Annotated in this window: 9 protein-coding genes; all 9 read left to right on the forward strand. The window is 70.5% G+C overall.

What is annotated here, in order from left to right:
- Nucleotides 1-51 precede the first annotated feature (51 nt).
- Complete coding sequence (eccD, locus tag BZZ08_RS02820) at nucleotides 52-1,452, forward strand: type VII secretion integral membrane protein EccD (RefSeq protein WP_104630505.1); 1,401 nt, start codon at nucleotides 52-54, stop codon at nucleotides 1,450-1,452.
- 132 nt (nucleotides 1,453-1,584) lie between these two features.
- Nucleotides 1,585-3,129 carry a type VII secretion protein EccB gene (eccB, locus tag BZZ08_RS02825; RefSeq protein ID WP_104630506.1) on the forward strand — a complete coding sequence of 515 codons (1,545 nt, stop codon included), beginning with the start codon at nucleotides 1,585-1,587 and terminating at the stop codon, nucleotides 3,127-3,129.
- A gap of 174 nt (nucleotides 3,130-3,303) precedes the next feature.
- Nucleotides 3,304-3,672 (forward strand): hypothetical protein, encoded by a 369-nt coding sequence (locus BZZ08_RS02830; RefSeq protein ID WP_104630507.1) that lies wholly within the window; start codon nucleotides 3,304-3,306, stop codon nucleotides 3,670-3,672.
- A gap of 74 nt (nucleotides 3,673-3,746) precedes the next feature.
- Complete coding sequence (locus BZZ08_RS02835) at nucleotides 3,747-4,067, forward strand: WXG100 family type VII secretion target (RefSeq protein ID WP_104630508.1); 321 nt, start codon at nucleotides 3,747-3,749, stop codon at nucleotides 4,065-4,067.
- A gap of 125 nt (nucleotides 4,068-4,192) precedes the next feature.
- Nucleotides 4,193-4,723 (forward strand): type VII secretion system-associated protein, encoded by a 531-nt coding sequence (locus tag BZZ08_RS02840; RefSeq protein ID WP_104630509.1) that lies wholly within the window; start codon nucleotides 4,193-4,195, stop codon nucleotides 4,721-4,723.
- Nucleotides 4,724-4,823: 100 nt separating this feature from the next.
- Nucleotides 4,824-8,411 carry an AAWKG family protein gene (locus BZZ08_RS02845; RefSeq protein WP_104630510.1) on the forward strand — a complete coding sequence of 1,196 codons (3,588 nt, stop codon included), beginning with the start codon at nucleotides 4,824-4,826 and terminating at the stop codon, nucleotides 8,409-8,411.
- A gap of 13 nt (nucleotides 8,412-8,424) precedes the next feature.
- Nucleotides 8,425-8,880: a YbaB/EbfC family nucleoid-associated protein gene (locus BZZ08_RS02850; RefSeq protein ID WP_104630511.1), complete on the forward strand. Its 456-nt coding sequence runs from the start codon at nucleotides 8,425-8,427 to the stop codon at nucleotides 8,878-8,880.
- A gap of 64 nt (nucleotides 8,881-8,944) precedes the next feature.
- A complete protein-coding gene (locus tag BZZ08_RS02855) occupies nucleotides 8,945-9,310 on the forward strand; it encodes a hypothetical protein (protein ID WP_133169140.1) in 366 nt (121 codons plus the stop codon).
- Between the two features lie 12 nt (nucleotides 9,311-9,322).
- The gene (locus BZZ08_RS02860; protein WP_133169141.1) at nucleotides 9,323-25,021 is read left to right on the forward strand and encodes a lonely Cys domain-containing protein; all 15,699 of its coding nucleotides are present in this window, start codon (nucleotides 9,323-9,325) and stop codon (nucleotides 25,019-25,021) included.
- Nucleotides 25,022-25,130 lie beyond the last annotated feature (109 nt).

Genomic DNA, 25,130 nt, shown 5'->3' on the forward strand with positions numbered 1-25,130 from the left:
CAAGGTGTCTGCAATTCGCCTGCCACGCCCCTCGGAAGAGACGAGCGAGCCTTGACCGACAGTACGGTGGCACATCTGTGCCGGATCTCGGTGCGAGCCCCCGCGAAATCCATAGACCTGGCCGTTCCCGGCGACATACCGGTGGCCGACCTGCTCCCGGCGCTGCTCGACTACGCGGGAGAGGAAACTCAGGAAACCGGTTTGGAGCACGGAGGCTGGGTGCTCCAACGGCTTGGCGGCGCCCCCCTGGACGAGGAGTCCACGCTCGACGCCGTGGGTGTGCGCGACGGCGAGACCCTGCACCTGAGACCGCGGGCCGAGGCGCTGCCCGAACCGCACTTCGACGACCTGGTCGACGGCATCGCCACCAACATGGACCGCCGCCCGTTCGCCTGGACGCCCACGGTCGGCCGCCGGGTGCTCATCGGTCTCTCGGCGACCGCCCTCGCCGTCGGCACGGTGCTGCTCGCCCTGCCGGGCATCAGCCTGTGGCTGCGCGTCACGGTGCTCTTCGCGGGAGGCGTTCTGATGCTCGCGGGCGCCGCGTCGGCCAGCCGCGCCGTCGGCGACGCGGGCGCGGGCGCCGCACTCGGAGTCATGGCCACCGTCTACTGGACCCACGCGGGTTGGGTGCTGCCCGGCAGCAGCCCCGAAGGCGACCACATGGCCCACGTGCTCGGTGCCCGGCTGCTCGCCGCCTCCGCGTCCGCCGCGGGCGGAGCTGTGCTCACGCTCGCGGTGGTGGCCGCTTTCACCCCGTTGTTCCTGGCCATCGCCACGGTGGCCACGGGCGGCGCCTTCACCGCGCTGCTGCTCATCCTGTTCGACCTCACAGTCCATGAGGCGGCCTCCGTGGCCCTCCTGCTCACCGTGCTGTTCGGGGCGTTCGTGCCCTCGCTCTCGTTCCGCCTCTCCGGCATGCGCACCCCTCCGCTGCCCACCAACGCCCAGCAACTGCAGGAGGGCATCGACCCGCACGGCAGCAACGAGGTGGCGGTAAGGACCGTGATCGCGGACGGCTGGATGACCGCGCTGTTCGCCGCCACGGGACTGCTCTGCGCGGCCGGGCTGGCCGCCCTGGTCCAGCCCTTCGACTGGCCCGGCGGCTGCATGGCCGGAGCGCTGTCCCTGCTCCTGCTGCTGCACGGGCGGGGCATGGGCAGCTCCTGGCAGCGGCTCGCCCTGCTCGTCCCCGGCGTGCTCGGAGCGGCGGCGCTCGTGATCCGCGCGGGGCAGGCGGTGTCCCCGAGTACCGTGCCCGCACTGGTCGTGGTGCTCTTCGCGGTCGCGGCGGTGTGCGCCATCGCCTCCTGGACGGTGCCGGGACGCAGGCTGGTGCCCTACTGGGGCCGCATCGGTGAGCTGATGCACTCCGCGGCGGCGATCAGTCTGCTGCCGCTGGCCCTGTGGATCCTCGGCGTGTTCGGGTGGCTGCGCTCACTGAGTCTGTGACGGCACGGACGGTGGGCGCCGCCCGCCCTCGCGCCGCCGCAGCCCCGGCATCCCCGCATTCCCCGCCGCGCCCGGCGCCGACAGCCCCCCGCGCGGCCATCGGTCCGTTCCTGAACCATGGGAGAGCAAGACGTGCAGAACAGACGCGATCAGGTCCAGGCGCACATGTTCGTCATGGGGCGTCTCACCTCCGGCCTGCTCCGCACCGACCTGGACGCGCCCGAGAGTCCGGTCGGCCGCACCAACCGGGGTCTGGCGATCGGCATCGTCGTCTCGTTGCTGATCTCCGCCGGCGCGTTCGTCTGGGGCCTCATATCCCCGGCCACCTCCAACTCCTGGCGCGCCGAGGGAACGCTGATCGTCGACGAGGACACCGGCTCGCGCTATTTCTACGACAACGGTGAACTGCGCCCCGTGCTGAACTACGCCTCGGCCAAGCTGCTCGCGGGCGCGTCCCGCTCCGGTCTGACCAGCAAGACGGTCGACACCGACGCGCTACGCTCCACCCCTCGTGGCCTGCCGGTCGGCATCAGCGGCGCCCCCGACGTGCTGCCGGACCCGGGCGCCCTGGAGAAGTCCCGTCCGTGGCTGGTCTGTTCGGCCTCCGCCGACGGAGCGGGCACCGGGGCCACCGTGCTCTCGGTGGCCTCGGCCGCGCCACAGCGGCCGCTGCCCCGGGGCGGCGCGGTGCTGGTCGCCGACCCGTCCGGGAGCCGATACCTGGTCTGGCAGGGCGCCAGGCTGCGGATCGACGGCAAGAGCAGTGCGCTGGAGGGCCTCGGCTACGGGGCGGCGGTGCCGCGCAAGGTGTCCGCGGCCTTCATCGACGCGCTGCCCGCCGGGCCGGACCTCGCGCCCACGGCCCTGGCCGGGCTCGGTGAGCCCGGCCCGTCCTTCGGCAGCCTGACGACTCGTGTCGGGCAGGTCTTCCGCACCACCGTGCCGGGCGCCGAGCGCGGCCAGTACTATCTGCTGCGCGAAGAGGGCCTGGTGCCACTGACCAACACCCAGGCGGCCCTTCAGCTCAGCGACCCGCAGACCGCCCGCAAGGCGTACGAGGGCAGCCCCCCGCACCCCAGGGAGCTGGAGCCGGGCACCCTCAAGGGGCAGCTCGCGCCCGGCAAGGACGGGTTCTCCGCCGACGCCGTAGCAGGGATGCCGGAGTCGCCGCCGACCCTCGCCCGGATCGCCGATGAGCGGAGCCTCTGCGCCTCGGTGACGCCGGGTTCGCCCCCTGGTTCGGGCGTGCGGGTCGGTGTCGCTCTGGTGGACCAGGACGCCCTGGGACCGGCGGCCAAACGGTCCTCCACCGGTGTGGTCGAGGCCTGCCTGGCTGTCGACGCCGTGGCCGTCGGACCGGGGGAGGGGGCCTTGGTACGTGCCGGAAGCGCCGCCGGCGGTGAGGTCGGCGGCACCCGCTATCTGGTCACGGACACCGGGGTGAAACACCGGTTGCCGACCGAGGCGGACGCCGAGGCCCTCGGCTACGGAGCCGGTCAGGTGCGGACGGTGCCCTCGCTGCTGCTCGCCATGCTCCCCACCGGCCCGGATCTCGGAGCCCTCGCTGCCGCCGTCTCCCCCCAAGCAGGGGAGGAACCTCTCAAACCGGTTTGTAGAAGTGGGAAAGCAGCCGAGGAGACGAAAAAGCCGTCTACCCCTCAAAGTGCTTCCGAATAGCGTGATGCGGTGCGTTGGCGTCATTCACGTCCGGCATTGGTGCCTGAGGTCCACGGGCGGAGGCACGAACGGCGACGTGAATTCTCGACAACGTCTCCGGTCGTCGTTGCGGTAACAACTTCTGTCTGACTAGGCTGAGTTGAGTTTTCCGACTGTCCTAGGAGTAGAGACGACATGAGCGAAATGGGCCTCCAGCAGTCATCAGAGGGCTCCACTCGAAGCGGAATCCAGGCGCTGGAGATGGCCTACAGCGGCGTGCAGCGCATCCTCCAGGACGTGCACAGCACCAGGGGCAACCTGTCCGGCACGTATCAGGGGTCGGACGGCGGCCGCTTCGGTCAGCTGCTCGACAAGTGGGACGACCAGGTGGTCATCATCCTGAAGAACCTGGAGGACATGATCGACAAGCTCAACACCAGCCTCGTGGAGCACGGGAAGGCCCAAGGCTCCAGCAATGACGCCATCGACCAGGCGTTCAGTGCCAGCGAGGCAGCCTTCGACGCCCTGTCCGGGTCCGGCGCCCTGGGGAACAACCCGAGCTAGGTGCCCCAAAGCGATCGTTCGCCTCCTTGCCGTTCGCCGTACCGACCGACCCTTCCCCGAGACGAGGACCCCTCATGGCAGACACGACCGACGGTTTCATTCACGTTCAGTACAACCACGTGCAGAACGCCGGCGAGAACATGATCGAGCAGACGCGCGCCATCCAGACCACGCTGACGCAGCTGGAGATGGAGCTGAACGACCTCAAGCAGACCTGGTACGGCTCCGACGCCGAGGTCTACACGGAAAAGCAGGCCAAGTGGGACGCCGCCGTCGCCACCATGCAGCAGCTCCTCAGCTCGCACGCGGCCCTGCTGGGCGATGTCTCCGGCAACTACAAGCAGACGGAGAACAGCCTGAGCCAGCTCTGGTCCGAGGTGAACATCGGCAGGTGACCGTTGGCCGTGCCGGTTCCGCCCCCTGCCGAGACGGGATCTGGCCGACCGGGGATTGAGCCACCGGAGCGCGACCACCTGGCGCCGCAGGCGCCGCGGACACCCTCGCAGGACGGGAGACACACATGGCCGACCTCAGTGAGCTGGACAAGGCGTCCCTCCAGGCGTTCGTCGAACAGGATCTGTCCGAGTTCAAGGCCGACATCAAGAAGGTGCTCGAAGGCGACCCTTCCCTGAAGGCCATGTCGGAGGGGCGCACCACGGCCGACACCGTCCTGGCGATCGGAAAGAACGAGCCGCTCGTGATGGGGAAGATCGGCGAGAGCGATGACGTGAACGGTGAGAGTTTCGTCAAGTCCCTGGCGTCCAACATCGAGACCGCCGTCACGACGCTCGAGGGCCAGCTCAGCACGTTCGAGGAGATCGAGGACGGGCTGCGTCAGACGATCGAGAAGCTGTTCAAGACCCAGAGCGACAACCTCGCCGCCATCGACGCCGAAGACTTCTCCGAGATCCTGTCCGAATCCGGCTTCTCGGGTGAGACGCCGTCGCCCGCCCCCGGTGCGGACGACAAGGAAGACGACACGGACGGCGGCAAGGGCGGCGGCAAGGACGAGGGCGACGACGGCGAGGAGGGCGACGACCGAGCCTCGTAGTGCGTCGTCCCTCATCCGAGACGCCTTGCCGCCACTTGGGGCGGCCTCTTCGTCCTCCTGATCCCGTCCGTCACCGGACCTCTCTTTCCCGGAGACCTCCATGCCAGATCCCTCCGACCGCTGGGCCAAGGCCGTCGAGATGTTCACGGGCTACCCCATGCCCAAGCGCAGCGGCCTGTTCAGCGACGCGACGGGGACGGAGCCGGAGGGCAACGCGCCGCTGCTCAAGGTCACCATCGAGGACGCGGCCGAGTTCATAGAGATGACGGACTCCAACTACGACTACCATTCCGGCGCCAAAACGGGCAAAAACGACTTCGTGATCAACTTCTACCTGCCGGGCAAGGAGGACCCGGAGAAGGTCAGCCTCAAGGGCTACTCCGAGGAGGACCTCAAGGAGAAGATCTACCCTCGACTCCGCCGGGTCCTCATCAACTTCGTCGGGCCGGGCGGCGAGGGCGTCAGCCTCAGCGAGATGGACCCGTTCAGCTGGTACAAGTACAGCGACAACTCCCTGGCCGGAGCGGAGCACGCGATGGGTCAGTACATCGAGGGTGCCGGCGCCGCGTTGCACAACTCCGGCTACGAGAACATCGTCTCGCACACCAACGTCGGCTTCTCGTCGAACGGTGCGTCGGTCGACAAGACCAACGCCATGGACTTCTCGACCTTCACCAGAACGGCCGAGGCGTACGACCGGGTGGCGAAGTTCTTCACCGAGCACGCCGAGACACTGAAGCAGTGGAAGGAGTCCCTGGGGAAGGAGAAGGCCGCCTGGAAGGGCAAGGCCGCCGAAGTCTTCGTCGATCTCATGGACGGGCTGTACAAGAACTACGCCGGATACGGCGACCAGATGCACCCGAAGAACTTCAAAGCCCAGCACCAGAGCCAGTGGGACTGGTACGAGGCGTCCAGCAGGCAGGGTGACGCCATCGTGGGGGCCGGCAACGCCGTCTTCAAAGCCAACCGTGAACTCTCCCAAGTCCACAGCGAGTGGATGGGCGGCCTCGCAAGCGAACGCGAGACGCTGTCGGAAGGGGGTGGCGATCCCATCGAGTACTGGCCGGGGCTCGGCAACCCGTACGGAATTCTCTACTCGATGCTTCAGTCGGTGAGCGACTGGGTGTACAACAACAACGCCAGGTTCGCCGTGGAGGCGTCGAAGACCACCACGAGTTCGACTCACAGCCAGGGGAACAGCTCCTCGTCCCATTCCTGGAGCGAAACTTCGGAGACCACCGAGTTCTACGTACTCCGTTCCGAGGCCAAACTGTCGATCCCCGGCTTGGGCAAGCTGGACGATGTCTCCACCTGGGCGAAGTTGGGCACCGAGGCGGTGGAGTCCTGGAACCGGGGTGTGAAGGAGTACCTGGAGCCGGCCGCCAACCAGGCGCTGTCCGATGTGAGAAACGCCTTCCTGGATGCCCAGGCCGTCATCGACGAGGTTCTGGAACCCGAGGTCACCAGCTACGGAAGTGCCGGCGGGAGCGGTGCCGGCGGTGGCGGTGGCGGCGTCGACAAGAAGGTCGACAAGATCAAGGATGACGCGGACAAGGCCATCGCCAAGGCCAACGCGGCCGCGGAGAAGGCGATAGCCGAGGCCAAGGCGGCCGCTGACAAGGCCAACGCCGAAGCGAAGGCGGCCGTCGCGAAGGCCAACGCCGAAGCGAAGAAGGCCGCAGAGGAGGCGAAGGCTGCGGCGAAGAAGTCCAACGACGAGGCCAAGGTCGCCATAGACGAGGCCAACAAGGAAGCCGAGAAGGCGGTTGGGGACGCGAAGGCGGCTGGGAAGCAGTCCAACGCCGAAGCGAAGGTCGCCATAGACGAGGCCAACAAGGAAGCCGAGAAGGCGGCGAAGGAGTCCAACGCCGAGGCGAAGACGGCCATCGACGAGGCCAACAAGGAAGCCGAAAAGGCCCTGGACAGGACCAACCTTGAGGCCAAGACGGCGATCGACGAGGCCAACGGTCAGGCCGACAAGATGCAGGACCGCACCAGCCTCCAGGTCGGGGACGCCAACAACCAGGGCGGCCACCGCGCCGACCACACCGATGCCGAAGCCAAGAGGGCGATCGACAGCGCCAACGACCAGGTGGACAAGGCCCTTCAGGAAGCCGGCAACCAGGCGCGGACAGTCATCGGCGGCCCCAATGGTCAGGTCGGTGGCGACGGTGAACGACTCGGCGGTAGCGGGTCCTCGCTCCCTCCGGTCCCGGGCAGCGGCTTCGTCACCAGCCGGCAGCCGGGCGGCCCGCTCGGGAACAAGTCGCGAGGGATCAGCACCCCGAACCTGGGCGGTGGCTTCACGACCGAATTTCCCGACGGCTCCCGGCAGGTCGTCGACTCCAACGGCACCATCACCGAGATCGGCTCCGACGGCACCAAGACCGTCACCAGGCCGGACGGGTCCAGGACCATCACCGACCCCGACGGAAACGTGCTGGCCTCGGGACCGGGCGGGAACCACAACGGCTCGCGCGATCACATCACCGTGGGCGGTCCGAGCGGCGAGATCGTCACGAGGCCGGACGGATCGACGGTGGTGGGCGGTCCGAGCGGCGAGATCGTCACGAGGCCGGACGGGTCCACGGTGGTGGACGGACCGGGCGGCCGTACGGAGACGTCGTCGGACGGCACGGTCAAGGTGACGGGGCCGGACGGCTCCACCAAGGTGACCTCGCCGGACGGCAGCGTCACCGTCAACTCCCCGGACGGCAGCAGCTCGGTCACGCGCCCGGACGGCAGCTCACGGGTGGAACTGTCGGACGGAACGGTCCGGGAGACCGGCGCGGACGGTCGGATCACCGTCAAAGAGCCGGACGGAAAGGTCACCGTCTCCTACCCGGACGGGAGCGCCAAGGTGATGATGCCGGACGGCTCCGTGCAGGAGATCTCGCGGGACGGCACGGTCAAGGAGATATCCGCGGACGGTCGGACGGTGGTCGAGGGCTCGAAGGTCGAAGTCGGTAACCCGGGGAGCGGCCTCGGCAATCCCGGCGACCGGATCGGGATCGACAACCCCGGCGGCCTCGGCAACCGTTCCGATGTCCCCCGTATCGAGATCGACCACCCGAAGAGCGGACTCGACCAGGTCATCGCGGACAGGCCGAACGGTGCGACGGGCGGCTCCGGCGGCGATCTGCGCGACCATGGGGCGCTCGTCCCGGGAGGCCCCGGCGACGCGTGGGGCTACGACGATGACCCGTACGACGACTACGGCTCGGAGAACGGGAACGCCACGAACGGGCAGGGGACGTCGGCCAACCCGTTCACCCAGGGGGACGGGGGCCACGTCGGTTCCGGCGGGCTGGGCGGCCAGGGCTCCCAGGGCGGCACTCCGATGATGCCGCCCATGGGGGGAATGCAGGGCGCCGGCGCGGGCAACGACTCCAACGGCGAGCGCGAGCGGTCCAACCCGGGCTCCCGCATCAACCGGCCCGCCCCGCGGCGCGGTTCAGCCGCCGCCCAGGCGGCCAGTCGGCGGGCGGCGGCGCAGCGGGAGCAGGAAATGCACGAGGACGTGGTCGTCGCCCGGCCGACCGCCTCGGGCGGCGGAATGATGCCGCCCCCCGCGCAGCGCTCGGAGGCCACGCAGAGCGGCGACCGCGAACGGTCCCACTGGAACGCGGAGGACGAGGACGTGTGGGGCACCGACGAAGGCACCACGCCGGCGGTGATCGGGCGATGAACAGGGGTGAACGATGAGCGAGGAATCCGAACGGCTTGAGCGGCGGCTAGCGAGGGCGACCGCGGAGTTGGAAAGCCTGCAGAGCGCCGCGGCCGACGCCGAGCGGCAGTTGGGCGCCTTCACGTCCTCTGCCTTCTCGGCGGACGGCTCGGTCGAGGTGTCCGTGGGCGGTCAGGGCGAGGTGACGGAGATCAAGTTCCTTGACGGCAAGTACCGTTCCATGACCGCATCGCAGCTGTCCGACGCGGTGCTCGGCACGATCCAGGACGCCAGATCGCACCACTCCCGTAGGGTGCGCGACCTTTTCGAGCCGCTCACCCGGCCGAGCGCCGTCATGCCCGAGCTGCCCGGTTTGGAGCTGGACTGGGACCGCATCCTCGGCCCCGCGGCCGACGCGCTCCCCGAGGAGTCGTATCCGCGCGGTGCGAACGACAGGCTCCGCGACGAGATCGACGGGGACGAGGCTTGACGGCTCTGGCGGACAGCGAGGACGCCCCTGAAGGACTGGACGAGTGCGGTACGAGGAGACGGACATGAGCGACGACGACACCTTTCACCTGGAACCCGAGCGTGTGCAACAGGGAAAGGCTCTGCTCGCCGAACTGGGCTCCTACAGCTGGGGTCTCGTCGCCGAGTTCGACGCAATCATGGGCGACACCTCGTGGTGCGGTGGCGACGAGAACGGCAGGAAGATCGAGGCCAACTTCACGAGCAACCGCGATGCGGTCTCGGCCGCCCTCAACGGGCTCGGTGAAGTGCTGGAACGGACCTGTGACGCGGTGCTGTTGAACCTGAACGCGACATCGAGCACGCAGGGCGACATCCTGGCCGGGATCGACGCGGAGATCGCCGGCTACGGGGCCGGCGAGGATGCTCCCGGCGGCGGTCGGCGAGGCTGACCCATGGCGCTCATGCCCAGTGAAGAGCTGCGGAACCTGATGTTCGTCGTGACGGGGGAGAGGTTCCCCGAGACCGACGAGGACGTGGCCGCGCTGCGTGGTCTGGTCATGCAGAGCACGCAGGGCAAGGTCGACATCCTCAAGGGGAAGGTCGACGAGAGCATCGCCTTCGTCGGGGACGCGCTGCCCGGTGACATCGGCAGGAACTTCATCGCCGCGATGGAGAGCGTCCGGCCCGAGCTGGACAAGCTCACCGAGGGCATGGGCAAGGCGTCCGGCGGGCTGCGGAAGACGGCCATGGACGTCCGCGAAGCGAAGTGGAACCTCATCGCCGAGCTGATCCGGCTGGCCGCCGAAATCGCCATCTTCACCGCCCTGGCAGCCGTCACAGGCGGCGCGTCGGCCACACAGATCGCCGTGCGCAAGATGATCGCCAGGGTGCGGATGCTGGTCATCCTGTATGAGCTGTCCAACCGCATCCCGATCTTCTCCGCCGTCACCGAGGCGATCGAAGAGGCCCTCCTCACCCTGGCGACCCGGCTCGCGCTCATGCGGTGGGCACCGGAGGGACAGCGGCCCGGCGGGGTCGACTGGCGTGACGTCGGCATCGCCGCCGTGTTCGGCGCGCTGACAGGGGCCTTCTCCGAACTGTTCGGAGTCGTCGTCAGGAAGGTCACCAACGCCTTCAACTCCTATGCCGACAACTGGATGAAGGACCCCCCGACCAAGAAGTGGAACAACGACGACCTCGGTGACGGCCTTTTCAACACCCCGGGCGGGAACCGGTGGGGCGACCTGCCGGACGGTCCGCCGCGCGTCGGACCCGGCCCGGGCATCCGGCGTCACGTGATCGACGAGATCGGCCAGGCCCCCAGTGAAGGCGCTGCGGAGACCCTTGCCGAGGGACTGGTCAACGAGATGTTCTACGACGGCTTCGAGGTCAATCCCTGGACCGCCGTCGGGGCGATGGTCAGTCGGCAGGTCGAGATGGGCCTGATGGGAGGCGGTCTGGCGTTCGGCGGGGCTTTGCACAACTTCTTCTCGTTCAAGGACGGCCTCGGGGGCGGCCTGCGGGGTGGTTCCATTGGTGGCCCGGGCGGTGCGACCGGTGGGCCCTCCGGTGGTTCCACGGGTGGATCCACGGGAGAGACGGGGAACGGAGAGCTCGGGAACGTCGACACGGGCCCGGGAGGCGGCTTCCGGACCGGATTCCAGACGCGGACAGGTGACCTGGACGGCCTCGGCGGGGTCGGCGACCTCGACGGAGGACACGGTCTCCGAGGGGGCAACGGCAACGGCCCCAACGGAGCGGGAGGGCCGGACCCGATCGCCGGCCCCGGCAGCGTCAACGGCGGCCGCGACGTCCGCGGTCTCGGCAGTTCCGCCGGCCTGAGCACGCCGGACGGCCTCGACGGACTCCGGCGCCACAATGGGCACAGCCCCCTCACCCGGTTCGACGATTCCCATCAGACCCCTGGACCCGGGCCCCAGCGGCTTCCCGGCCTCAGCCTGACCTCCGGCTCCGAGCAGGTCCCCGGGCCGCAACAGGCCCCCGGCTCCCCCCTCGCCTCCGGTTCTCAGCAGCTTCCCGGCTCCCCGCAGACCCCTGGTGCCCATCGGTCCACCGGGCTCGACGCGGTGAGCAACCTCGACCAGCGGGTTCCCGGTCAGGACGGTGGCACGCTCGGAGGGCAGGTGCCCACCAGCTCGGGGGCGTCGCCGGACAGGGAGCACGAGGGCCATCGGCAGGCCCCGTCCGGTGGTGCCCAGCACGATCAGGGCCAGGACCAGGCCCGGCACCGCCACGCGGAAGAGGCGCTGGAGGTGGGCGCCGACCAGAAGCAGGAGGCGCCGCGACCGCAGCCCGAGACACGGTTCGAGTCCGGACAACAGCCGCACACCCAGGCCCCGAGTAACACTCCCGCCTCGCCTCAGCCGCAGCCCGAGACCCGCATCGCCACCTCGTCGCACTCGCAGTCGCACCCGGAGACGCAGCAGCAGCCCGGGTCCCGGGCACCGTCCCAGTCGCAGCCGGGGACGCACACCTCCGACTCGCCTCGTCCGGAGCAGCAGCCGCAGACCCCCTCCTCGCACCAGCCGCAAACGCAGACCCCCTCCTCGCCCCAGCCGCAGACGCACACTCCGGTTTCACCCCAGCCCCAGACGCACGCCCCCTCCTCCCCTCCGCAGTCCGAGCCGTCCGGGGAGGCTCCGCCCCCGGCGGACGAGGCAGCACCGGATCCCGTCACCGCCGCGTCGCCCGGCCCCCTTGGAGCGGACGGGCATACCGACCCCCAGCGCCCCTCGGCCGCGGAGGCGTTGCGTGAGCAACACCGTGAGGTCGTACGGCGGTTGTCGGGCGCGTTGGACTCCGTACAGGAGCTGCGCGACCGGATGGACACGGGCGTGGGAACCAGCGGGGACGCAGCCCGCCTCGACCGGGCCCTGGACGACGTCGCGCGGGCCGAGAAGGAACTGACGTCGGCCGAGGATCAGCTGCGGGACCTCGGGACGGACCCGCACTCCCTGCCCCCGGACCGGGATCACGGTCCGGCCCCCGCCGTCGAGCGGGACGGCGGCCAGCGCCGGTGGATCGCCGGACAGGTGAGGCCGGAGGACCTGGCCGCGGACGTGCGGAACCTCGACTTCGGCCGTGCCGTGGACCGCGAAGCGCTGGACACGGCAGGGATCTCCGCCCCGCCCGCGCTGCGGGCGCAGTGGCAGCTCGGCAGCACGGACGTGCCGCTGGCGGAAAGCGGCCTGCCCCCTGTCGACCAGGCCCGGCTGCTCATGGTGGAGCCCGGACCGTGGCCGCAGGCACTGGAGGTCACGGCGGCGAACGCCGCCAGGCGGCTGTGGCAGGAGTCGTACGCGGACTTCGCGGCCGACGCCCCTCCACTCGCCGACGGCAAAACGGGGTACACCCCCTCCCAGGCCTGGAGCACAGCCACTGGCCTCGTGCTCCCGCTCGAGATGCACCCCGTGCGCGCCGACTCGCGGCACGCCGTAGCGCCGTACCGTGACGCCGTACGCGAGGTCGCGGACCTGCTGATGGCGGGTGGCGGGCGCGACGCTGCCGACTCGCTCGCCGACCGGCTCCGGGCCGACCTCGGTCTACCGTCCCACGCGGACGACGCCGTGCCCCCGACCGCCGCCCCGGCCGGCCTCCCAGCACCGATCCCCACTGCCTCCGTCTCACCGCGCACAGCGGTGCCACCCGCCGCCGTGCCCCCGCCCTCGGCCCTCACGTCCGCCGCACCGAAGACCGGGCCCAAGGCCGGGGGAACGCAGTCCGGAGAACCGGAGCCCGGGCCGGCCAAGCAGGAGCCGCAGCCCGACCCGGAGACCGTCGTACTCGAGCCCGCCCCGGTCGTGGTGCCTGCCGTGCCGCTCGTCGCCACTTCGTCGGAGGACGCTGTTCCGCGCGGCTCCGAGACCGCCTCGCCTGCGGCCCGGCAGCCGGCCGTCCTGCTGGCGCCCCCGACCGAGCCGGACGTCGTGGTGGCTTCTCCTGTCCGGGCCGCGGCGGATCCGAAACCGCCCGCGCCGAGGCGGACGAATACGATGCTCTCCTCCGCTTCTTCCTCATCGGAGGACTCGGATGATGTTCTGACGGCGGAGCAGGCCCAGGACGTCAAGTTTCTGCGTGACAAGAGCGAGTTGTATCACCGGATCGCGGGTATCCGCGCTCTCGCCGCCGACCCGGCCTTCAGGAAGGGCATCAGCGACTTCCTCGACAACATCGATCGCGACCGGAAGTCCAGCACGCCGACCCCGGTCGACCATGCGGCCATCGAGGCGATCATGACGGGCCTCCAGAAGAAGGGGGTGTACGGCAACAGGATCCAGTACTCCTGGTACCACCGGCACCAGGACAAGGAAGGCTTCGAGGGAGCTCTGGAGGCGCATGCCAAGCGGTCCGCGAACCATGGTGCGCTCTGGTCGAAGCTGGGTTCGGCCACCGCCACCGCTGAGGCGGGCGTGGGGCGCGGCGTGGTGTTGGAGGCGTCCATCCAGGGCCGGATGTTCGACGGCCTGCTCTTCGGACTCTCCTCCTGGAGTTCGTCACCCGCGCTGGGAGTGCTCTGGGAGCGGTTGTCGAAGTCGTACGTGGAGTCGCTGACGGGCTGGGCCACCGCCCACGTCCTGGACGGCACGACCAATACCAGCGTGCTGAACCGGATCGAGTGGCCCACGCTCGCGAGGCAGATCGAGGCCGGGAAGGTGGACGGGCTCAACATCGTCGTCTACCGGACGGTCCCCAACCCCGACACCGGTGCGTTGGACCTGGTGCCGGTCGACACCTTTCCGGTGCGGACCCAGGAGGAGTTCGACCAGGTGCCCCAGGCGCCCGCCGACGCCGACTGGTACCAGAAGCAGAGCCGGGTGGACCAGGAGCAGCGTGCGGCGCTCGTCAAGGTGTACTCCCGTGAGAACCAGATCGACCAACTCGACGATTACGTCTCGGACCTCCTCGGCAAGCACGGCAACCTCACCTTCCGTCCGACCCTGACACCGCATACCACGTTCCGCGGCAGTTTCTCCTCGCGGGCCCTGGCGGACGTCGCCGTGCGGCTGCCCGTCGTTCACCCCGACCAACGTGCCCTTCTGATCGACGCGTTGTCATCGGATGAGCGTCGGACACTGGCCGCCAACGAGGAGGTCGTCAACAGCCTGCAAGCGCACCTGTCCCCGGAGGACTTCACGGCGACGACGGAGCGGCTGAGAGCCGATGGTCCGGAAGGACCGCCCCAGCAGGAGGCGGAGGACGTCGTCAGCGTCCCACCGTGGAGCTCGGCGGCCCTGGCTGCGGAGCTGTCCGGCGTGGACGCCGGCGAACGCACGCTTCATCTACGGGGGCTGTCGTTGGAGCAGCGTCATCAGCTACTCGCTGACGAGGAGTTCATCAACGGCCTGCGCGAGCACCTGTCCCCGGAGGCCTTCGTGGCGGCGGAGGCGGAGCTGACGGCCGAGGGGCCGGTAGCTCTGGTACGCCGGCCCGCACCGGTGGTGGTGCCTGCCGTGCCGCTCGTCGCCACCTCGTCCGAGGACGCTGTTCCGCGCGGCTCCGAGACCGCCTCGCCTCCGCCCCAGCAGCCGGACGCCCTGCTCGCGCCTCCGACTGAGCCGCACTCCATGCTGGCCCCCCCTGTCCCGGCCGACGCTGATCCGATCCGTGACTGGCGGCTGATCTCCGCCGGGCCGAACCGGCTGCGCTCCGACGCCCTGAGCGCCGTGGACGAGGCGGTGGCGGGTCTGCCCGCCGACCCGAGCGCGGAGGACGTGCGTCCGGTCCTCGACGCGGTGGGGGAGTGGAAGAAGGGCAAGACTCCGCAGAGCGGGCGATGGGACGCGATCACCCGGTTGGAGTCCGCGGTCATCGACCGCATCGACCGGATACGGCAGCTGAACGCTCCGGAGCGGCCCGCGCCCGGCGCGCCGGTGACATCGGTGTCCGTTGCGGCCCGGCAACACCCCGTGGAGGTCGACGGTTACGCTCCGGCCAGCGGGTTCGAGGTGGAACTGCACCGATACCGGCTTGAGTTGCCCAACGGCCACACCTACGACGAGTACGACGAACTCGTGTCGGTGCCGGGCCTGTTGAAAATCACGTTGGACCGGGCCGGCGGCGTGCCCGTCCTGGAACTGGTGACCGAACCGGCCCGTGGACTCGCCAACGGGCGGCCGGACGGACGGGCCGAGCGCTCCGACGTGGTACGTGCCTTCCGCGACGTGGTGAGTCGGTTGGAGAACGCCAGGCCGGGCAGCAGCATCAGCTCCGTCTTCCCCGCCGAGGCCGGTTACCGGGTCGACGCCCTCGCGGAAGGGCTGCCAGTCAAGATCAACGAGGCCGGTGGCGACCGGATGCTCGTGCACCACTCGGCGTCCACGCCGATCGCCAAGGCCGTGCCCTTCCTGGAACATGTCGGCAGCAGGATGCGCCGGGAGCCCGGCCCGGCCCGTACCGCCCACTCGGATCTCGGACTCGGCCTCCAGTTCGCCAAGCACGGACGCACGCGGTTCGATTCCTGGCTGGACCAGCATCCCGAGCACAGGTCCGGCCTGCTGGCGTGGGACCACGCCGAGTTGGAGGGCGCGCTCGCACTCGGTTACGCCCAGGCCGCCGGTGCCGTTCGGGGCAGTCTGGACCGGTCGAGGCCGCCCAAGGACCTGACCGCGGTGGTCTCGCGCGGCTCGCTCGCCGGGATACGCCGCGGCCTCAGCCCCGTACCCCGTGCGTTCCTGGAGGATCAGGCCAAGCAGCTCGCAGCCGAGTTCGCGACCTCCTTCGACGTGGCGGACCTTCCGAAGGACGTCGGTGTGCTCGACCGGCTGCTGCCGCCGAGAGCGGATCAGGGGAAGCGCGCGACGGTCGGTCAGTACCTCGACAACCTGCTCCGCGAGAACCCGGAGCGTCCGGTCGACCAGCGTGAGGCGCTGCTTCTGCGCCGCACCTGGCCCGATCTGGACGGAAATCCGGAAGCGGGCGCGGCACGCCTCGAACCGCCCGTCGCCGTGGTGCAGGTCCGTCTCTACGCTGCCACCGATTCCACCGCCGGCACGGTGGAGAACGATTTCGACACCCTGGCCGACCTGTCGTTCGGCCTGTACCGGGCGGCGCGGACCGGACGCGGCCTGCCCAAGGTGGGGCGTCCCCTCGCCCCGGCGGGGTCGCGTCCACCGACCCCGCCGAGGCGGACGAACACGATGCTGTCCTCCGCCTCTTCCCTCTCCTCGTCGCAGAGCTCGATGGACGCTCTGACGGCGGAGCAGGCCCAGGACATCAAGTTCCTGCGTGACAAGAGCGAGTTGTATCACCGGATCGCGGGTATCCGCGCTCTCGCCGCCGACCCGGCCTTCAGGAAGGGCATCAGCGACTTCCTCGACAACATCGATCGCGACCGGAAGTCCAGCACGCCGACCCCGGTCGACCATGCGGCCATCGAGGCGATCATGACGGGCCTCCAGAAGAAGGGGGTGTACGGCAACAGGATCCAGTACTCCTGGTACCACCGGCACCAGGACAAGGAAGGCTTCGAGGAGGCGCTGGAGGCCCACGCGACCCAGTCCGCCGACCACGGCGGACTCTGGTCGAAGATGGGTTCGGCCATCCCCACCGAGAACGCGAGCGTGGGGCACGGCGTGGTGCTGGAGGCGTCCATCCAGGGCCGGATGTTCGACGGCCTGCTCTTCGGACTCTCGACGTGGAGTTCGTCACCCGCACTGGGAGCGCTCTGGGAGCAGCTGTCGAGGACGTACGTGGAGTCCCTGACGGGCTGGGCCACCGCCCACGTCCTGGACGGCACGACCAATACCAGCGTGCTCAACCGGATCGAATGGCCCACACTCAGGCGACAGATCGAGGCCGGGAAGGTGGACGGGCTCAACATCGTCGTCTACCGGTCGGTCTCCCACCCCGACACCGGTGCGTTGGACCTGGTGCCGGTCGACACCTTTCCGGTGCGGACCCAGGAGGAGTTCGACCAGGTGCCCCAGGCGCCCGCCGACGCCGACTGGTACCGGAAACAGACCAGGGTGGACCAGGAGCAGCGTGCGGCGCTCGTCAAGGTGTACTCCCGTGAGAACCAGATCGACCAACTCGACGATTACGTCTCGGACCTCCTCGGCAAGCACGGCAACCTCACCTTCCGTCCGACCCTGACACCGCACGCGACGTTCCGCGGCAGTTTCTCCTCGTCGGTCCTGGCGGACCTCGCCGTGCGGTTGCCGACCGTGGACCCCGGCCAACGTGCCGCCCTGCTGCGAGCCCTGTCACCGGCTGAGCGTCGGATGCTGGCCACCAACGAGGAGTTGGCCAACAGTCTGCGCGAGCACCTGTCCCCGGAGGACTTCGCGGCGGCCGCGGCGGGGCTGATGGTCGACGGACCGGAGTCCGGGGGTCCGGCGAGCGCGGCCCGGCAGGAGGCCGAGGACATCGTGTCCGGCATGTTGGCGGACCCCGAGGTCACGGTGTCCCTGCTGACCGGAGGCCGACGGGTGGTCGTGGTGCCGCGCGGGGTGGCGGTGACCTCGCTGCCCCAATTCGCCGGCCTGCGGGGCGTTGAGGCGGACGGGCGGCCGGTGGACGTCCAACGGGCGCTCTACCACGACGGTCTGATCGCCATCGGCGAGGAGAACCTGCTGGGTGAGCCGGCCGACGTGCCGGGCGCCGGAATCCAGGCGGACGGCTACGGGGCACTGCGGCACGAGCTGGCCCACGCCATCGAAGAGGTGCTCGATCCGGCCGACCGGAAGCAGATCGAGGAACACTACCGGGTCAAGAGCGCCGAGGGGGAGGCCGCCCGGTGGCCGGACGGTCCCGGCGCGAACTACTCGGCCAGCAACCCACGCGACTACTTCGCCCAGCTCACCAACACCTACCTGGCGGTCAACGCCGGTACCGACCTGGCCACCGGTTCGCCGCGCAACAACGGCGCCGACTGGGTGCGGGAGCACGACCCGAAGCTGCTGCCGCTCCTGGAACGGCTCTACGGTCCCGGCCGGCCCGGGATTCTCGGCAGCCAGGACAACCCGTACGTGCTCAGCGGCTTCCGCGCCCTGTTCGACCGCGCCGAGCGGGACCTGGCGGGTGAGCTCAGGACGTCGGAGTCCGGCTCGGAGCCGCCCTCCCCCGTGCCCGCGCCCGACCCGTCGTTGTCGGCGTCCGACCCGTCCCCCGGTCCGAGGGGTCGTACCGGGGCAGGCCCGGACGGCAGGACGCTGCTGGCCCCTCCCGCCCAGGGCGGCCGCCTGAGCCGCAGGCTGGTCGAAGCCATGAAGCAGATGTTCGGCCGGGACATCAGGCGGCACCCGCAGTTCGACGCGCTCTACGACGCGCTGGCCCTGCTGAACCGGCTGCACGAGTCCGATCCGGGACGCCCCCGGGGCCCCATGGACGTGGGCGCGACGGCCGAGCGGGTGCTTCACCTGGACCCCGGCGTCGACATCACCCCGGAGGACTACCGCAACCTCCTGCTCACCACGGCCAGTGCCGCCCGGCACGGCTGGGCGAGATCTGTCGCCTCCATCGCCGGCTACGCGACACACCGGACCACCGGTGTGCTGGGGCCGGAGACGTGGTCGTCCGACCCGTACCAGAGGTACACCGCGCGCGACTGGTCGGGAGGCGGAGCCCTCCAGCTCGACGTCGACCAGGTGTGGGCGCCCGGAAGCCGGCGAGGTGAACCCATGGTCGGTTCCCCCGCGCTGTGGGGCCACCGGCCGCACGTGGCACTCGCCGAGCGGGACGCCGACGCCGACCTGATCATCGTCCGCGACCAGTCCGGCAACGCCCGGTACGTGGACGACGGGGAGTTCGCCCATCTGGTCGCCCTCGACCCCAACCGGCCGCCGGGCGCCCCGGTGCTGCTGCTCGTCCGGCCCCCGCGGAACGCCGCGCCCGAGACCATGCCGCGGTTGCTCGCGGACCTGGCCGGGACCCGTGTCTGGAGCACGGACGGGGATTTCTCCCTGATGCCCGCGGAGGGCCCCGGCAACGTCAGGCTGATCGCGCTGGTCGACCGCCGTCCCGGGCGGCACGTCGGCGTCTGGTTCCCCAGCGATCCGGGCCTTCACGACCGTTCTCCCGGCTACGAGATACAGACCACCGTCGGCACGGCACTGGACTCCTCCGACGTGGAGTCCTACCCGCTGACCACCTTGGACGGACAGCTGCTCACTGGTCGGGCCTATCTGACCAGCGACGATCTGGTCCGTATGGAAGCCGCGCTGCGGGAGGCGTCAGGTGTGGAGTACTACGCCAACTACGACGAAGGAGTGCCCGGCGCCATCCCCAGCCGCCACGGCCCCATGCTGAGGCTGCCCCGGGCGTTGACGGACAGCTATGTCCTCTATCTGCACGCCAGGGCAGGCTGGGCGAGTGTTTCGAGCCGGAGCAGCGGCCGTCAGTACAATCTGCGGCCCGGCGAACTGGGTCGGATCGTGCGGCGGCGTCCCAGCCTGCAACAGCTCGACCCCAACCTGCCCATCTTCGCACTCGGCTGTGAGCTCGCGCAGCTCAGGCCGGGTTCGGACCTGCTGGTGGAACCGTCCGAGGCACAGAACGTCTCCACGCAGACCCAGCGCGTCCTGTTCGCCACGGACGCCCAGGTCACCCCGGTCCCGACCGTGGGTGATTCGCCCCCGATCCTGGTCCTGAGCGACGACCCGGACCGTCCCCGGCACGGCATCTGGGAGTACCGTCCGGAGCCGGACGCCGACACACTCCGGTGGATCGCCGACGTGGCGGGGCTTCCCCCCGAGGTGGCGGAGCGGTCGACACGCGCACTGCGCTGGGTGCGCGCCCTGCGCGAGGTGTTCGACATCGACATCGACTCCGACCCCGGACGTCAGCACGAGTTCACCGCACTCATCCGTGACTTCGGCCAGCTGGAGATGCAGCGGATTGCGCTGGGCGTGGGACCGGAGGGCACCAGACCGCTGACCTGGCGTGAGCTCACCCGGATCACCGACGACTTCGCCCGACGCGCCGGGTTCTCCGGCGGCGTGGTGACGCACACCCTGCTGCGGGACGTGCTGCTGGCGGCCCGTCACCGAACGCTGCGCCTCCCGGGCCTGCCCAACATGCCGAACATCCTGTTCGCGCCCCCGACCCGGGCCGACTCCGAACCGCCCTCGACGCCGCCCGCAGCGGTGGGGCCGCCGGCGGTCCGGATCGACACCGCCCCCGCCGAGACGGACCACGAACCGACACCAACGCCCCCGGTGGCGCTCGCCCCGGACACGGAGGACTCCTCCGACGGGTCGGACGCAGACGTCGGCAACCCCCGGTCCGTCTCCCCATCGGACCCGGGTCCCGCGCCACCGGACGCCGAGGCCGCCCGCCGCGAGCCCCGCAGGTTCCCCACCAGTGCGCCGGGCCGGCCCCGGAGCAAGTCCGCGGCCCAGAGTCCCGTCCCCGCTCCGGAGCGGCCCGACCGGCTCGACACGGCCGCGGGAAGCGGGATGCTCCCCGGAGCGCCGCCCGCCGACGGGCCCCGCCCGACGTCCTCTGGCACGGCGAGCGCGCCGGTTTCCCCGCCGGTGCGGGCCGCTGTGCCCGTGCGCACGGCCGCCCGGCACGACATCGACTTCATCGACGGCGGGGCGCAACTGGGCGAGGACGCCCAGCGACTCGTCACCACCATGGCGCAGCGGCTCGTAGGCGCCGCGGTCCGCGACCTGACCGCCGGGCTGCGCATCCCCTCACTCAAGATCACCGGCTACGGCGACGGCGCACGGATCGCCGTCGGCTCGGGCCCCGCCCAGCGCCCCGAGGGGGCCGGGCGCCTGCCCGCCCGAATCGTCGAGGACGCGCTGCGGGTGCAGATCGACGCCCACCTGTCCACGCTTCCTGCCGAGATGCGGGAAGCCGTGCGCAGGGTTCGCGGACGAGCCCTCACCGCGGACGACTTCCCGATCGACGCCCGCAGCGGGGCGGACCCCGCCCCGCACCCCCGGCCGGGGGAGCGCCGCGCCGTTGTCGAGGTGCAGGTCTCGACCCTGTCGCGCGCCGTCGATCAGCTGATGCGGCTGATGCCCGGACTGAACCTCTATTCCGACGCCGACCCCGTCCTCACCCTGGACAAGGCGCCCGACCTCGTGCTGCTCCGGCCCTTGGGCGCCCCGGAGCCGCCGCCGCCCGCGCCGGCGACGGACGCCGCCCGGTTCGACACCGACGCCGTGCCGGATCATCTGCGCCCGCTGTACGCCCTGGTGACCGACGCGATGGCCACGGACGACGCCACCAGCGTTGCTTCCCTGACCGCCTTGCACCTGGACCGTCAGGGGGTGTTCGCCGAAGGGACGCGCCTGCTCGCTGTGGACGGTTCGGTGCGCGGCCGCAACTGGACCGGCCACCCGGGCCCCCTGGCGGACACCGCCGTGCGTCAACGGGTGCCGGGCAGCGACACGACGGACCCCTCGCCGACGCCCTGGGCGGCCGGAACAGTCACCCAGGACCCGTTCGTGGTCGGTACCGCGGACGGAAGTCACTGGGGAGCCGAGCTGGCTCTTCCGGACGGGACGCGCTACCGCGTATCCGACCAGGAGCTCTCGGAGCTGGTGGGACGGGACCCGGACCTGTCGTCGGCCGACGGGACGCGCCCCGTGGTGCTGGCCTCGTCGAGAGCCGGCGCCATGGGGCTCGACCTGCCCCGGATGAGCGCGTTCCGGTCCGGGCGGCCGGTCTACGCGCACACCGGGCGGGCGGAACTCGTGCCGGGCGGGCAAACCTCGCGCCTCCACATCGAACTGTCCGACCGGCGCGATGCCAAGCTCCCCCTGGGCTCCTGGGTGCTGAGTCTTCCCGACGACTGGGACGCGTCCGAGCCTCCCGCCATGGGCGGCGACGTCGTCCGAGGCCTGGACAACCGGATCATCCGGATGAGTGACATCGAGAACGTCACCATCATGGTCGGCGGACGTCCGGCCGGACGGATGCTGATGAACCTCCAGGATCAGTTCAGCCGGGAATCGACCGGCCTGGACCTCGCCGGGTTCACCGAGTGGGTCGACGTCGACCCGGTCACCGACCGCGCCCTCGATGGAGCCCACCCGGTGGAGTGGCAGGGGCGCAAGCCCTATGTCCTGTGGGCACACGGAATGCCCGGGGTCGCCACCGTCGGCGCCACCGATGGCCGGCCCGTCGGCCTCAGCGGTCCCGAAACGGTCCGCTACCTGAAGCGTCGGCCCAGCTTCCGCAGGCTCGACCGGAAGCAACCGCTGGTCGCCGTGATGTGCTGGGCCTCGGCGAAGCCCGGAGGCGCGCTGGGCGGGTTCGCCGACGACGCGCCCTTCGTCCCGGACCCGTGGGCCACTGTGTCCTGGACGCAGCAGGTCGCCAACGGGCTCGGCCAGGACGTCTACGGTCCCAGCCGGGTCCACGTGACCGGGGGGCCGGTGGGCAAGCCCGAGAGCGGTGTCTATACGAACGCCCAGGGCGCCACCGGCACCTACGGTGTGAACCGGCCGGAGCCGACACCGGAGGAACTGGACCGGCTCTCGACGGTGGCCGGTCTGGACGGGTTGACGGCGGGCCTCCAAGACCGGCGGGAGACGACCCTGCGTCTGGTGCGCGGGTTGCGCGACCTCTTCGGCGTGGAGGTGGAGAACGACCGCGACGACCCCGCCGGCGACTACCGAGCGCTGCTCAGCGGGCTGGGAGCCGTCGAGGCCATGCGGCGGGCGGACGCGCGGCTGGCCTCGCGTGGCCGGCTCACCCCTCACCTGGTGGAGCGGATCGTTCGGGCGCATTCGGGTACGGAGCCCGCTCCCCACACCAGGCCCGTGCCGACGGACCCCGCCGACGTCCGGACCACCCTGCTCGCCGCCCGGACGGCGCTGGAGTCCGGCGCCTCGGCCCAGCTGTCCTCGTTCGTCGCGCTGCCGGGCGTGGACCGGGCCCTGGAACTGCTGACCGAGGACGACGAGGACGAGTCGGTCCGGCAGGTGCTGAGGCTCGCGCCCGACCGGCCCGTCACCGCCGACCTCAGGCAGCACGCCCTGTGGGCGACCGTCGCGGCCGTCGAGGCGGTGGACGGCCACCCGGACACGGAGTCCCTGGTACGGCAGGTGCTGCACCTGCGCCCGTACGAGAGCGTCGATGTCGCGGAGGACGGCGAGGCGTTGCTCTGGATGGCCGCCACGGCGGCGGCCATCGGCCGGGACGTCTACCGCCCCGTCGCCCTCGCCGCCTACCACCTTCAGCGCGGTGGCGTGTTCGCCCCCGACTCCGCACTGGTGTCGACCGCGGGTCTTCCCGTGGGGCGGAACTGGTCGTCGTTCTCACTCTCCGACCGGTTCAACGCCGACCTGTACACCGTCACCGATCCGGCAACCGGTGCCAGGACCAGCCATCTGCCGCCCTGGTACGGGCCGGAGAGGCCCTTCGTCGTCGCGGTGGAGCCCGGCTCCGAAGCCGGCACGGTGTCCATGCCGTGGCTCAACGGCCCGAACCGCTCCGTTCCCTACGACGAGTTCGCCGAAGTGCTGCGCATGGAACCCGCTCTGCGCCAGATGGCCCCGGTCGCGGCCCGAGTGGTCGTGGTGGGGCTGGAGGACAGGGCCACCCAGGACCTCGCCGACGTCCTGGGCACGCGCCGTGCGCTCGGCCGCAGAGTGCTCATCCCGCGGCACCCGATGAACCTGGGATTCGACGCGCAGCGCCATGCGCACTACCTGAACATCACCACCTCGGACCCGGATGTGCACCGGCACTGGTGGGACCAGCATCCGGAGCAACTGCCGCCCCGCTCGCAGGCCCCCGCCCAGACGGAGGCTACTGCCGACACCGAAACGGAAACCGACACCGAAACCGACACCGACACTGCTCCGGCGGAGCCGGACCGCACTGCGGAGGGCGTGCCGCACGACTGGGTCGAGTCGCGGCTCGAGGAACCCGGCACGGAGCGATACGTTCCCCAACTGGCCGGTGCGGACTGGGCCGGTGGCCGCCCCACGGTGTCCGTGGCCGACCTGCTGGCGGTCGGGGTGGTCCTCGACCACGACCAGCACGCCTACGCCGCGCTCATGGGCGGCCTGCCGACCGCCTCCGCCGACCTCTCGCTCGTCCAGCGCTACCGGCTGCTGCGCGCGTGGTCGGGAGACGACGCCCAGGCTGTCACGGGGATCGCGGCGGACCTGACCGCGGCGCTGAAGGCCGATGCCAGGGAGTATCCGGTGCGTGCGCCGGCCGGACGGGGGGAGAGGCCCGACGGCGCCCGAGGAACGGCCTCCGGTCGCTCGCCTGTCGCCCGCCCGCCTGCGCAGGAGCCCGCGGAGCCATCGCCGTCGGCGGACATCCCGTCGTCGCAGAGCCCGGCTCGGAATGCCCCGGTGAGGGAGGTCGGCACAGGGCAATCTGCGTTCAAAAGTGGGCGGCACGATCGTGTGGATGACGACTCATACCTGGCGTACGGAAGCTCGTCGGGCGGCGCCGAGCCCTCTCCCCGCCGGAGGCGGCGGGACAGGAACGACAGTTCCGACTCGGACTTGGCCTACGGATCGGACCACGGGACTCCGCCGTCCCCCGGTACCCCGTTTCGCGGCTCGGTGGGCGGAGTGACCTTCGAGAGCCGGAGCAACGGTACGGCCATGTGGGAGGTGCACGACTTCGTCGCCGCCGCTGCCCCCTTCTTCGGGCAGGAGATCGCAGCCGCCGGCCCCATCACGGTGCGGTTCGGTCGTACGCGTGGAGGTACCCCCGGCGAATGGCGGCCGGACAGCCGTTCCATCATCTTGGATCGAGGGCGGGCCAGTGCCGGTCATCTCGCCGGAACCGCCGTGTTCGAGATTCTCAATGCCGCGTCGGCACGTCGCCTGGCCGCTCTGGAGGACGAGGCGCGCAGCGGCAGGCTGGGCGTCCTGGCCGAGCAGACCGGGTGGCCGGCCGCCCAGTACTTCGCCATGGAGGTGGAACGCATCGAGTGGGAGAACGGAATGAGGCACCAGGAAATCGTGGCCGGCGCCGGTGGAGGGGGATCGGGGGCCGACCTGTTCGCCGCCGAGGGCGACTTCAATGCCTTCTATGAGCGTCAGGTGCGCTCCGGCCACACGCACAGCTACGAATTCCGCTACAACCTGCTGAGGGAAGAGGCAGCTTCGGAGGCTCGCCGGCGCCGTGAGGCAGAGGAGGGCGCTTCGTCGGGCGGGGGCCACCGGCACGGGTCCGAACACAGCTCGGACCGGCGTCATCGTAGGCGTGCCCGGTAGTCGGCCGTCAGACGGTTCCCGATGAATTGCCCAGTGAACGAGGACACGATGACCGACTCTGCACAACCCCCCGCGTTCCCTCTGGACTCCCCGCCGCCGGATGAGGCCG

The organism is Streptomyces sp. MH60, assembly GCF_002939385.1.
Classification (GTDB): domain Bacteria; phylum Actinomycetota; class Actinomycetes; order Streptomycetales; family Streptomycetaceae; genus Streptomyces.